The 12858-nt window shown below is 61.7% G+C and carries 7 protein-coding genes; all 7 read right to left on the reverse strand.

Features of this window, described 5'->3' with window-relative positions; all coding sequences use genetic code 11:
- Positions 1–140 precede the first annotated feature (140 nt).
- The 7 genes from QWZ03_RS19370 to pgi all read right to left on the reverse strand — a co-directional run bounded on the left by QWZ03_RS19370 (position 141) and on the right by pgi (position 12812).
- The gene (locus QWZ03_RS19370) at positions 141–2120 is read right to left on the reverse strand and encodes a methyl-accepting chemotaxis protein (RefSeq protein WP_290334269.1); all 1980 of its coding nucleotides are present in this window, start codon (positions 2118–2120) and stop codon (positions 141–143) included.
- A 131-nt stretch (positions 2121–2251) separates the two neighbouring features.
- Positions 2252–3283 carry a sensor domain-containing diguanylate cyclase gene (locus QWZ03_RS19375; RefSeq protein WP_290334270.1) on the reverse strand — a complete coding sequence of 344 codons (1032 nt, stop codon included), beginning with the start codon at positions 3281–3283 and terminating at the stop codon, positions 2252–2254.
- A gap of 159 nt (positions 3284–3442) precedes the next feature.
- The gene (lpdA, locus tag QWZ03_RS19380; protein ID WP_290334272.1) at positions 3443–5221 is read right to left on the reverse strand and encodes a dihydrolipoyl dehydrogenase; all 1779 of its coding nucleotides are present in this window, start codon (positions 5219–5221) and stop codon (positions 3443–3445) included.
- Between the two features lie 190 nt (positions 5222–5411).
- Entirely contained in the window at positions 5412–7049 is a 1638-nt protein-coding gene (gene aceF, locus QWZ03_RS19385) for a dihydrolipoyllysine-residue acetyltransferase (RefSeq protein ID WP_290334273.1), read from the reverse strand.
- Positions 7050–7147: 98 nt separating this feature from the next.
- Complete coding sequence (gene aceE, locus QWZ03_RS19390) at positions 7148–9802, reverse strand: pyruvate dehydrogenase (acetyl-transferring), homodimeric type (protein ID WP_290334446.1); 2655 nt, start codon at positions 9800–9802, stop codon at positions 7148–7150.
- Between the two features lie 389 nt (positions 9803–10191).
- Positions 10192–11070 carry an SHOCT domain-containing protein gene (locus tag QWZ03_RS19395; protein WP_290334274.1) on the reverse strand — a complete coding sequence of 293 codons (879 nt, stop codon included), beginning with the start codon at positions 11068–11070 and terminating at the stop codon, positions 10192–10194.
- Positions 11071–11165: 95 nt separating this feature from the next.
- Positions 11166–12812 carry a glucose-6-phosphate isomerase gene (pgi, locus tag QWZ03_RS19400; RefSeq protein ID WP_290334275.1) on the reverse strand — a complete coding sequence of 549 codons (1647 nt, stop codon included), beginning with the start codon at positions 12810–12812 and terminating at the stop codon, positions 11166–11168.
- Positions 12813–12858: the final 46 nt, after the last annotated feature.

A 12858-nucleotide genomic window follows, 5' to 3' on the forward strand; every position in this document is an offset into this window, starting at 1 on the left:
TCCCCTTTACCTGTTTCAGCATAGGGGAGTTTTATGACAAAGCAATCAGCCTTTGGGCGGATATTCTACGCCATAACCGCCGTATATCGCCATTTCATGGCTTTGGTCAGCAAAGGGTCAGTTTTCCAAATGCAAGTTATTCACAGCTTGAACTTGGCGAACATGGTGCGGATGCCGCTGGCCAGTTGATCCAGCTCGCCCAGGGTGCCGGTCATGGCCTGCAAGGCTTCGTCGCTTTGCTGGATCTGGGCCGTCACGCGCTCGGCATTCTGTGCCATCAGGGTGGCGGCTTGCCGCTGCTCACTGGTGGAATGGGCGATTTCACGCATATTGCTGACGACTTCCGACATGCGTTGCTGTATCTGGGCGATGTTGCTGGCAGTCTCACGTATCAGCCCGGCGCCGGCCTCTACCGAGCTGAGCGTACGTTGCATATTGCCCGTGGCGCCCTGCGTGGCATCGCGCATGCTGCCTATCATGGTGGAGATTTCCTGGGTGGCCTGGCCGGTGCGCTCGGCCAGCTTGCGGACTTCGTCGGCCACCACCGCAAAACCACGGCCCTGCTCGCCGGCGCGTGCCGCTTCGATGGCTGCGTTGAGCGCCAGCAGGTTGGTCTGGTCGGCAATCTCCTTGATCACCTGCACGATGCCACCGATATCGTCGGCACGGCGATTGACCTCGGTAAACAGCGAGGACAGTTCGCGCACAGCGCTGGCCGAGTTGTCGATTTCGCCGGATACCTGGGCAATGCTGTTGGAACCCTCAGCCGACAGTTTGCCGGTGGCGTCGACCAGGGTGTTGGCGTCGCCGGCATAGTCCGCGATATGCGAAATACTGACGGTCAGCTCCTCTATGGTGGCGGCGTTGGCCGCCCCGTGGTCGGCCAGCTGGCGCGAGTCCTCCGCCATGCGGCGGGTCAGGGTGGCGATGTTGTTGACGCCGTCGGTGAGGTGGCTGGCCTCGCCCTGCAGTTCCACAAACATCTGGCGCAGTTGTTCCTGAAACTGGTTGAAGGCCAGGGCCGTCTGGGCAATCTCATCATTACCGCTGACCGGGATGCGGCGGGTAAGGTCGCCGCCACCGGTCGCGATGGCACGCATGGCATCACGCACCCGCATCAGGCCTGCCAGCATCTTGCTGATGGTGGCCGTCAGCAGGGCCATGGATATCACCAGCAGCACGACCACCAGCACGACCGAGAAGACCAGCAGCTTGCCGAGCGGCGCCAGGGCATCGGATTTGTCTATGGCCACTGCCAGATACCAGCCGGTGCTGGGGATGGGGCGTACCTGGACAAACTTTTCCTGCCCATCAATGGTGATCTGCTCCATCTGGCCGCCTTCGGCCATGGCTTTGAGCTTGCTGGCATCCAGCCCTGGCGCCATCTCTATGGCCGGCTTCATGCGCTTGGCTTCTTCGGAGTGGATCAGCACCACCCCCTTGGCATCGAGCGCAAAGGCGTAGCCCTGGTGGGCCAGCTTGACCCCCAGTACACCGCTGACCAAGCCATCCATGAACACATCACCGGCTGCCACACCGGCCGTGGCGCCGCTGACTGGGCTGGCCATGGAAATCACCAGTTTCTTGGTAGCGGCATCCAGATAGGGTTCGGTGATGATGGTCTTGCCCGCCGACTTGGCTTGCTGGTACCACGGCCGGCCTGTCGGGTCGTAACCCTCGGGCAGGTTCTGTGGTTTGGAGAAAACGATCTGCTTGTCGTCATAGCCCACATAGGTGGTATCAAACTGGCCGGACTTCTCGCTCAACTGCAAAAAGGGGAGCACGGGCGGGGCAGCTGGTGTCGCCGGAGCGGCTGGTGCGGCGGCTTCTGCCGTGGCTGCAGCGGGTGCGGCATCTGCTGCGGGTTCTGGGGCTGCTGCCGGCGCAGCGGTGGTAAGTTGGCCTGCCGTACCCGCCAGGGCGGTGATGATGGAGGATTTGGCGTTCAGCCATTCGTCCGCCGATCGCGCGGCTGCCTGGGCGGCCTCGCTGGACTGGGACTGCAATGCCGCCATCAACTCATCGCGCATGCGAGTGTAGGAGGCAATGGTAAGGATCAAGGCGACTATGCTGACCAGAATGGCCATGGCAATAATGAGTTTGCTGCGTAGTGATTGCATGCGTCTGCTCGCTTGGAGGGAGTAGGGTCAGTAGCAACGGGACAACATCGTGACAACCAGCTGAGCCGGCTTACGCTCTAATCATTGGCAAGCTTGGGTTGCGAATCAAGTTGCTGCAGCTTCAGCCTAGACTAGGCCAGCGCCTCTTGCGCGACCACAACGCAGTTGCGGCCGTTGTCCTTGGCGCGATACAGAGCGGCATCCGCCTGGGCCAGCAGTGTGGCTGGGTGGCATTGCTCCAGGTGGCTGCTGGCGGCCACCCCCAGGCTGGCAGTGACATACTCCGGCGCACCGGCAGTACGATGCGAGCGGGTAGCCAGCCGGCCGCATAGGGTATCGGCCACGGTGGCGGCACCGTCCAGCTCGGTATGCGGCAGCAGCAGGCACAGTTCCTCGCCGCCGTAACGGCCGGCGCTGTCCGTCTCGCGCAGGGTCTCGCGTATCAGTCTGCCTGTATTGGCCAGTACGATATCGCCAGTGGCGTGGCCCCACTGGTCGTTCACCTGCTTGAAATGGTCCAGGTCCAGCAGCACCAGCGCCATGGGCTCCTTGAACCGGCGCGCCCTGGCACACTCCTCGCTCAGGCGCTCCATCAGGCGGCGGCGGTTCATCAGCCCGGTCAGCTCGTCGGTCGTGGCCAGGCGTTCCAGCAGATGCACATTGGCTTCCAGCTCACGCTTGTGCTGGCGCAGCTCCACCAGGGCCATGACCTGGCGGGCCAGGGACTGTAGCAGTTCTAGCTGGTGATCGTTGGGGCTGCCCGCCCGCTTGTCGAGCACGCAGAGCGTACCGATAGCCTGCTGATCGGCAGTCAGCAGGGGAACACCGGCATACCTGCGAAAACCGTCCAGGGTCGGTGGCATGCTAGCTGTGCGCGGGTCGCTGCAAAGGTCGTGCACGACCAGAGGCTGGCCGCTGCGGATGACAAAATCACAATAGTCGTCGCAGCGGGCCGCCGGGGCGATCTTTTCCACGCCATGCCAGGCCTTGGCCCAGACATAGTCCTGATCCACGAATGTGACAAATGCATAGGGCACCTGGCATATCTCAGCCGCCAGGCGGGTCAGAAAATCGAAATCCTGCTCGGCAGGGGTCTGGAATATACCGCAGCGATGCAGCGCTGCCAGGCGGGCGGCTTCCGGGTCGGCATTCTGACGGTTCATGGTGTCCTCCGCAGTTGCTTCAGCATAGGCCATAGCCGGCGCAGTCAAGGTGACCGATGGTCGGTAGCCTTGATGCTCAAATACTTGCAGATGTCACGCCGGCATGACTACGCCGGCTAGCCGACATGGGGCTAGGCCGGCGTCGCGCTTGCAGCCGGATTACTTCTTGCGTACAGGCGGCAGGTCGGTACAGCTGCCTTCGGCCACTTCGGCTGCCAAGCCTATGGACTCGCCCAGAGTCGGGTGAGCATGGATGGTCTTGCCGATATCGGTAGGATCACAACCCATCTCTATCGCCAGGCCTATCTCGCCCAGCATATCGCCGGCATGGGTGCCCACGATGGCACCACCGATCAGCCGGTGGGTCTCCGCGTCGAAAATCAGCTTGGTGAATCCTTCGTCGCGGCCATTGGCGATGGCGCGGCCAGAAGCGGCCCAGGGGAAGACCGATTTTTCGATCTTGATGCCGTTCTTCTTGGCTTCGTCCTCGGTCACCCCCACCCACGCCACTTCCGGGTCGGTATAGGCCACGCCAGGGATGGCGCGGGCATCGAAGTAGGCTTTGTGGCCGGCAGCCACTTCGGCGGCCACGTGGCCCTCGTGCACGGCCTTGTGCGCCAGCATGGGCTGGCCGACGATATCGCCGATGGCAAAGATATGCGGCACATTGGTGCGCATCTGCTTGTCCACCTCGATGAAGCCCCGGTCGGTCACGGCCACGCCAGCCTGCTCGGCGCCTATCAGTTTGCCATTGGGTGCACGGCCGGCGGCGACCAGCACCATATCGTAGCGCTGTGCCTCCTTGGGCGCCGCATCACCCTCGAAGGTGACATAGATGCCGTCAGGCTTGGCTTCGACCGCGACTGTCTTGGTCTTGAGCATGATGTTGTCGAAACGGTGGGCATTCATCTTCTGCCATACCCGCACCAGATCGCGATCTGCGCCCTGCATCAGGCCGTCCATCATTTCGACCACATCCAGGCGGGCACCCAGCGTGGAGTAGACCGTGCCCATTTCCAGACCAATGATGCCACCACCTATCACCAGCATTTTCTTGGGGACAGCTTGCAGTCCGAGTGCACCCGTGCTGTCGACGATGCGTGGGTCCTCAGGGATGAAGGGCAGCTTCACCACGCGGGAACCGGCTGCGATGATGGCCTGCTTGAACTTGATCACCTGCTTCTGGCCGGTTTTTTCCTGGCCGGTGCCGGTCGTGAGCTCAACCTCGACATGGTAGGGGTCAAGAAAGCGTCCCAGGCCACGTATCACCTCGACCTTGCGGGCCTTGGCCATGCCGGTCAGCCCAGTAGTAAGCTTGCCGATCACTTTGTTCTTGTAGCCACGCAGGGCGTCCAGATCAATCTCCGGCTCGGGATACTTGATGCCGTTGGTGGCCAGATGGCGCACCTCGTCGATGACAGCGGCGTTATGCAGCAAGGCTTTCGAGGGGATGCAGCCCACGTTCAGGCAAACGCCACCCAGCGTCGCGTAACGTTCGACCATGGCTACCTTCAGGCCCAGGTCTGCGGCGCGGAAGGCGGCAGAATAGCCGCCAGGACCGCCACCCAGAACCAGGACATCGTATTCAGCATCAGCCGCGCCGCCATGGCTGGCAGGCTGCGCTGCTGCAACAGGGGCGGCAGCTGGCGCAGCGGGTGCGGCGGCGAGTGGGGCAGCGGGGCTGGCAGCAGCGGCATCCCGGGCCTCCAGCAGCAGCATCACGCTGCCTTCACTGACCTTGTCACCGACCTTGATCCGGATTTCCTTGACCACGCCGGCTGCACTGGCCGGGACTTCCATGCTGGCCTTGTCGGTTTCCAGGGTGATCAGTGAGTCTTCTTTGGCGATGCTGTCGCCCACCTTGACGAAGACTTCGATCACTTCCACGTTCTTGGCATCGCCAATGTCGGGGACCTTCAGTTCAATCACATTGCTCATGGGGTTTCCTCCGTGAAACGTGATACCGCCGGGCGGCGATGGAAAGCGAGAGGGCCTGGCGGCCGCCCCACTTCCCGGACACTCCCTCAACCCCACGCTCGCTGCCGCTTGCGCATCGCTACCTTGCCTGGGCTTGCTGGGCAGTGGGGTTGGCAGGCTGGTCCTTCACGGTTCCATAGTTCACTTGGGGTTAAAGCATCAGGCGGCGGATGTCGCCCAGTACCTGTGACAGATAGGTAGTGAATCGGGCTGCCGAAGCGCCGTCGATCACACGATGGTCATAGCTCAGCGAGAGCGGCAGGATCAGCCGCGGCGCAAACTCGCTGCCGTTCCAGACTGGCTTGATGCTGGACTTGGAAACACCGAGGATGGCAACTTCCGGTGCATTGACAATGGGTGTGAAGGCCGTTCCCCCGACCCCGCCGAGCGAGGAGATGGAAAAGCAACCGCCCTGCATCTCGGCCGGCAGCAGCTTGCCGTCGCGTGCTTTGGCTGCCAAGGCGCCGGTTTCGGTGGCTAACTCGATCAGCGACTTCTTGTTGGCATCGCGTATTACCGGCACCACCAGGCCATTGGGGGTGTCGGCGGCGAAGCCGATATGGAAATACTGCTTCAGCACCAGGTTTTCACCGTCGAGGCTGCTGTTGAAGTCGGGGAACTTCTTCAGCGCCGCGACCACGGCTTTGATGATGAAGGCCAAGGGGGTGATCTTGAGGTTCTGTTTTTTCAGTTCCTCGCTCATTTCCTTGCGGAAGGCTTCCATGTCGGTGATGTCGGCTTCGTCGAACTGGGTGACGTGAGGAATCATGACCCAGTTGCGCGCCAGGTTGGCACCCGAAATCTTCTTGATACGCGAGAGCGGCTTGGCCTCGACCGGGCCGTACTTGGCGAAGTCGACCTTGGGCCAGGGCAGCAGGTCCAGTACGCTGCCGCTGCCATTGGTGGGCGTGGCGGTATTGGCCACGGCGCCACTGAGCACGTTCTTGACGTAGGCCTGGATGTCGCTGGCAACAATGCGCCCCTTGGGGCCGCTACCCTTGACACGACCCAGGTCCACGCCCAGCTCGCGGGCAAACTTGCGTACCGACGGGCTGGCATGGGCGGTCCTGAAGCCGGCTTCTTCAACCTTGGCTGGGGGCGCTGTGCTAACGGCGGCAACTGCGGGTGCAGGGGGCGTCGCAGCAACGGCAGGTGGCGCGGCAGTCGGGGCGGGTGTACTGGCTGTGGGGGCGGGTGTCGCGGCGGCACCAGCTTGCGTGGACAGGGTCAGGATCAGCGAGCCTTCCGATGCCTTGTCGCCTACCTTGATGGCCAGGCTTTCTACAACACCGGCAGCAGGGGAGGGCACTTCCATGCTGGCCTTGTCGGTTTCCAGCGTGATCAGGGAGTCGTCCTTCTTCACGCTGTCGCCGATTTTGACGAAGACTTCGATGACGTCGACATTGCTGGCGTCGCCAATATCGGGCACCTTGACCTCGATAGAGGTGCTGGCAGCAGCTTGTGCGGCAGCTGGCGCGGCTACTGGGGGGGCTGCGACTTCAGGCGCGGGGGTGGCCGCAGGCGCTGCAGCGGGCGCAGCGGCAGCAGCACCCGCCTCTATCACGACCACCACGCTGCCTTCAGAGGCCTTGTCGCCCACCTTGAGGCGGACTTCCTTGACCACCCCGGCGGCGCTGGCCGGGACTTCCATGCTGGCCTTGTCGGTTTCCAGGGTGATCAGCGAATCGTCCTTCTTGATCACATCGCCTGGTTTGACAAAGACTTCAATCACGTCGACATCCTTGGCATCGCCAATGTCGGGCACTTTCAGTTCAATCAGATTGCTCATTTTCATCCTCCGTGAAACGTGAAGCCGTCATGCGGCGGTGAAATGTGAAACGTGGTGTTACACCACATTTCACCTTTCACGTTCCACTTTTCACGTGGTTAAACGGTCCAAGGGGCGGGCTTGGTGCTATCGATGCCGTACTTGGCCAGGGCTTCTGCCACCTTGGCGCGCGGCAGCTTGCCATCGTCGGCCAGCGATTTCAGCGCAGCTACCGTCACATAGTGGCGGTTGACTTCGAAGAATTGCCGCAGCTGTTCGCGGGTGTCCGAGCGGCCGAAGCCATCGGTGCCGAGCACCACGTAACGGCGTGGCACATGGGCACGTATCTGCTCGGCGTAGAGGCGCATATAGTCTGTTGCCACCACCACCGGGCCTTGCGTGTCCTTCAGGCATTGGGTCACATAGGGCAGCTTGGGTTCGGCCAGCGGGTTGAGCAGATTTTCCCGCTCCACCGCCATACCGTCGCGGGCCAGTTCGGTAAAGCTTGGGCAGCTCCACAGATCGGCTTCCACGCCCCAGTCATCGCGCAGCAACTGCGCAGCGGCAATCACTTCGTTGAAGATGGTGCCGGACCCCAGCAACTGTACGCGCAGATCGCCCGCACCGCCTTGCTTGAGCAGGTACATACCCTTGACGATGCCTGCTTCCGCATCGGCTGGCATGGCAGGGTGCTCGTAGTTCTCGTTCATCAGGGTGATGTAGTAATACACGTCCTGCTGCTCGGCATACATGCGGCGCATGCCGTCCTGCACGATGACCGCCACTTCAAAGCCGAAAGTCGGGTCATAGGAGATGCAATTGGGGATGGTGGCCGAGATCAGGTGCGAATGGCCGTCTTCGTGCTGCAGGCCCTCACCGTTGAGCGTGGTGCGGCCCGCGGTGCCGCCCAGCAGAAAGCCCCGGGTGCGCATGTCGCCAGCCAGCCAGGCCAGATCACCTACGCGCTGGAAACCGAACATCGAGTAATAGATGTAGAACGGGATCATGGGCACGCCATGAGTGCTGTAGGACGTACCTGCAGCGATCCAGTCACACATGCCGCCTGCTTCGTTGATGCCTTCCTGCAGGATCTGGCCGTCCTTGGATTCCTTGTAGAACATCAGCTGGTCAGCATCCTGCGGCACATATTTCTGGCCTTCCTGATTCCATATGCCTACCTGGCGGAACAGGCCTTCCATGCCGAAAGTGCGCGATTCATCCGGCACGATGGGCACGATGTGCTTGCCGATGTTCTTGTCCTTCAGCAACTGGGTCAGCATGCGGACAAAAGCCATGGTGGTGGAGTATTCCTTGCCGGCGCCCGAACCCTTCAGCAGGGTATCGAAGCTGGACAGCGGCGGTACTTCCAGTGCGTAGGCCTTGGCGCGACGTTGCGGCAGGTAGCCGCCGAGCGCATTTCTGTGGCCTCGCATGTATTCCAGCTCAGGCGAGCCTTCCTCGAACTTGACGAAGGGCACCTTCTCCAGCTGGTCATCGGCCACCGGTATGCCAAAGCGGTCGCGGAACTGCTTGATCGAGTCGATATCCAGCTTTTTCTGCTGGTGGGTGATGTTCATGGCCTCGCCAGCCGAGCCCATGCCATAGCCCTTGACGGTCTTGGCCAGGATAACGGTGGGCATGCCCTTGGTATCGGTTGCAGCCTTGAAGGCGGCGTAGATCTTGGCAGGGTCGTGACCACCCCGATTCAGGTCCCAGATGTCCTTGTCGGACCAGTCCTGCACCAGCGCCTTCAGTTCGGGCGTGTTGAAGAAATGCTCGCGGACATAAGCGCCGTCCTTGGCCTTCATGGTCTGGTACTCGCCGTCGACGATGGCCATCATGCGCTTGGCCAGGATGCCCTTCTTGTCGCGCGCGAACAGGGCATCCCACTTGGTGCCCCACACCAGCTTGATCACATTCCAGCCCGAGCCGCGGAATTCGCTCTCCAGTTCCTGGATGATCTTGCCATTACCACGCACCGGGCCATCGAGGCGCTGCAGGTTGCAGTTGATCACGAACACCAGGTTGTCCAGGCGCTCGCGGCCGGCCATGCCGATGGCGCCCAGCGATTCTGGCTCGTCCATCTCGCCATCGCCACAGAAGGCCCAGACCTTGCGGCCCTCGGTCTGTACCATGCCGCGATCCTGCATGTATTTCATGAAGCGGGCCTGGTAGATGGCCAGTAGCGGGCCCAGGCCCATCGATACGGTGGGGAACTGCCAGAAGTCCGGCATCAGCCAGGGGTGGGGGTAGCTGGACAAGCCTTTGCCACCGACCTCCTGGCGGAAGTTGTTCATCTGGTCTTCGCTCAGGCGGCCCAACAGGTAAGCGCGCGAGTAGACACCAGTCGCCACATGGCCCTGGACAAACACCAGGTCGCCGCCGTGGTTCTCGCTGGGTGCATGCCAGAAGTGGTTGTAGCCCACGTCATACAGGGTGGCTGCGGACGCAAACGAGGCGATATGGCCGCCAACATTGGTGTGCTTGTTGGCGCGCACCACCATGGCCATGGCGTTCCAGCGCGTGTAGGCGCGGATCTTGTGTTCTTTGGTGGTGTCGCCAGGAAAGGGCGGCTCCATCTCCACCGGGATGGTATTGATGTACTGGGTATTGGCACTGTAGGGGATATTGGCGCCGCGCTCGGTGGCTTCTTCTATCAGCTTCTCGATGATGAAGTGGGCGCGCTCAGGGCCCTCGCTCTCGATCACGCCGTCCAGGGCTTCAAGCCACTCGCGTGTTTCTACCGGATCGAGATCGTCGTTGTGCTCTGCCATCTTGGGTACCTTGTGGGTTTCGTTATAGGAATAGGGATGCAAGCGCACACCACCCCGCAGGGTGTGCAGGGGCGTGATGTAGATCGCTTGGGGGTACGGCGGCGCGTGCGGCCAGGTTCTGGCAGCACGGCAGAATGGGTGGCTGGCGCTCAGACAAGGCCAGCGAAGCGTGAATTGTGCGCTTCAATGTTGTCTCTACTGCTTGGGTTGCGAACTGGCAATTGCCGGCTCATCGGGCCTTATGGCCTCTTTGTCACTGCTGGCCCGGTATACGTGACGGTGGTGCAGGTCACGCTCCGCACCCGCCGGACGGGCGCCGGATGATCGGGTGGGTATCAGTCATTGCTACCGCAGGAATGCGGCGGGCCGCCATTATGGCAGCCCGGTTGTTACAGCTCTTTCAGGATGGCGGCACGCTTTTGCGCGTACTCGGCATCATCGATCAGGCCGTTGTCCTTGAGCCGCTTCAGCAGGATCAAGCGTTCTTCCACCTTGCTTGTCGGTGCGGCAGGCAATATGGCTTGCGGCGCTGCTGTGGCTGCCGGTGCCGATTGCGGCGCGGCTTGTGCCGGGGCGGGACTCACCGGCGCTGGAGCAGTAACCGTATCGGCTGGCTTGAATGTGGTGGCTGCAGGTACCTTGGCAGTGCCAAAGGTGGTCGTCGGCTTGGTCGCAAGGGCAGTCGGGATATCCAGGCTGACCCAGTCTGGACGGTTGCCGACCCGCTGCACCACGTTGCTGGCCTGCAGCTCGCAGCCTAGATCGGCCTGAGATTTGATACGGCTACCGTGTATCAGGGTACGGGCACTGCCACTGGGCCGCTGGAACAAGACTTCCTGAGTGCTGCCGCACATGCCTACCAGCAGGTTGAGCCTGCCATTCTCGACAAACAAGCGGCCTGCATTCAGGGAGCGTGGCAGCAGCGGGATACTGCCTGGGCGATAGGAGGTGCCGAACAGCAGGTCGTCCTCTGTCTTGGCCTTGGCGAATTGCGCGATCAAGGACTTGGACAGCCGCTCGATCTCGTCTTCGCTGAAATAGGGTACGGATTCCCTGCTGGCATCCAGCTTGTAGAAGTGCGCCAGCAAGGCTCGCAACTGTTCGCTGCTGAAGCTGACCGGATGCTGATTGCCCGCATTCACGGCTTCCAGTTTCACATAGTCATCGGTCTCAGACCAACGCTGGCTTGAGTCCATGGCGCTGGCGCTGCTCACCATCAGTGCGACGAGTGCCAGGCGCCCCAGGCGCGACGCAAAGGCTTGCTGCATGCGATTCTCCGTTCTTCTAGCTGCGGGGCAAGACCGCCTTTATAACGCAATCCCCCGCCGCGTGCATCGTGGCTGACCGCGATTGCGGTCAAAAATTATGGATTCAGTGCACGTCGCACGTAATCGATCAAGCGGTTGGTGGAGGCATCATGTGCCAGCGCTGGCGCGCCGGACTTCAGCTCTGCCTCTACCGTTCTGGCCAACTGCTTACCCAGCTCCACCCCCCATTGGTCGTAGGAGTTGATACCCCAGACCACGCCTTGCACGAACACCTTGTGCTCGTACAGGGCAACCAGGCTACCCAGGCTGGCTGGGTCCAGCCTGTCCAGCAACAAGGTATTGGTCGGCCGGTTGCCGCTGAACACCTTATGCGGCACCAGTGCCTCCAGTGCATCACCTGCCAGCCCCTGGGCAAGCAGCTCTGCCCTGACCTCGGCCTCGCTCTTGCCGCGCATCAATGCCTCTGTCTGGGCCAGGAAATTGGCCAGCAGTATCAGGTTGTGCTCGGGTGAACTGGCGGGATTCTCCAGGCTGGCGATGAAGTCGGCAGGGATCAGTTCGGTACCCTGATGCAGCAACTGGTAATAGGCATGCTGGCCGTTGATGCCAGGCTCGCCCCAGATGACTGCACCAGTATGGTAATCCACTTTGCCGCCATCCAGACGCACGGCCTTGCCGTTGGACTCCATGTCCAGCTGCTGCAGATAGGCGGGCAATCGATGCAGTGGCTGGTTGTAGGGAGAGACCAGCTGGGTGCTGGCGCCCATGCCATTGATATAGAACACGCCCAGCAGCGCCAGTATGGCTGGCAGGTTCTGTTCCAGCGGCGCATTGGCAAAGTGCTGATCCATGGCATGCGCGCCCGCCAGCAGTGCGCGGAAATGCTCGGGGCCGATGAACAGTAGGATGGGTAGGCCTATGGCCGACCAGAGTGAGTAGCGCCCGCCTACCCAATCCCAGAAGCCGAACATATTGTCGGTATCGATGCCGAACTGGCGGACTGCATCGGCATTGGTGGAGACGGCAACAAAATGCCTTGCCACCGCCGCTTCGGTACCCAGGGCGGTCACCAGCCAGGCGCGAGCGGCGCGTGCGTTGGTCAGTGTCTCCTGGGTGGTGAAAGTCTTGGACGCAACGATGAACAAGGTGGTGGCAGGATTGAGCCGACCCAGTACATGGTTGAGCTGCCAGCCATCGACGGTAGAGACAAAGTGCAGCCTGAGGTGGGCGGTGCCATAGTCCTTGAGCGCTTCGCAGGCCATGTAAGGTCCGAGGTCAGAGCCGCCTATGCCGATATTGACGATATCGGTGATCGCTTGCCCATCATGGCCTCGCCAGGCACCGCTGCGCACACGCTCGGCAAAATCGCTCATCCTGTCCAGCACGGCATGCACGGCCGGTACGATGTTCTCGCCCTCCAGCTCGATATGCGCATGGCGGGGCGCGCGTAGCGCGGTGTGCAGGACCGCACGGCCTTCGGTGGCATTGATGCGCCCTCCGGCCAACATGGCAGCCCGCTTCTGCTCCACGCCTGTTGTCCTTGCCAGTTCGAACAAGCTGACCAGGGCGGCATCGTCGATGCGGTTCTTGGCGTAGTCCAGCAGGATGCCGCATTGCTTGATGCTGTAGCGCTCGGCACGCGCAGGATCCTGTGCCAGGGCATGGCGCAGATCCATTGCTTTCAGCCGTTGGGCGTGGGCCAGCATATGCTGCCAGGCGGGTAGAGTGGTGAGAGCGGTCATGGTGACGGGTCGGGTAGCGTTAGGTGGAGGCTGGTCTTACCGGTCC

The sequence above is a fragment of the Chitinimonas viridis genome (assembly GCF_030409555.1).
GTDB lineage: Bacteria > Pseudomonadota > Gammaproteobacteria > Burkholderiales > Chitinimonadaceae > Chitinimonas > Chitinimonas viridis.

Excerpts from the sequence above, each read along its gene's own strand:
- QWZ03_RS19370 (WP_290334269.1), bottom strand. The coding sequence starts at position 2,120 with ATGCAATCACTACGCAGCAAACTCATTATTGCCATGGCCATTCTGGTC.
- QWZ03_RS19375 (WP_290334270.1), bottom strand. The coding sequence starts at position 3,283 with ATGAACCGTCAGAATGCCGACCCGGAAGCCGCCCGCCTGGCAGCGCTG.
- lpdA (WP_290334272.1), bottom strand. The coding sequence starts at position 5,221 with ATGAGCAATGTGATTGAACTGAAGGTCCCCGACATTGGCGATGCCAAG.
- aceF (WP_290334273.1), bottom strand. The coding sequence starts at position 7,049 with ATGAGCAATCTGATTGAACTGAAAGTGCCCGACATTGGCGATGCCAAG.
- aceE (WP_290334446.1), bottom strand. The coding sequence starts at position 9,802 with ATGGCAGAGCACAACGACGATCTCGATCCGGTAGAAACACGCGAGTGG.
- QWZ03_RS19395 (WP_290334274.1), bottom strand. The coding sequence starts at position 11,070 with ATGCAGCAAGCCTTTGCGTCGCGCCTGGGGCGCCTGGCACTCGTCGCA.
- pgi (WP_290334275.1), bottom strand. The coding sequence starts at position 12,812 with ATGACCGCTCTCACCACTCTACCCGCCTGGCAGCATATGCTGGCCCAC.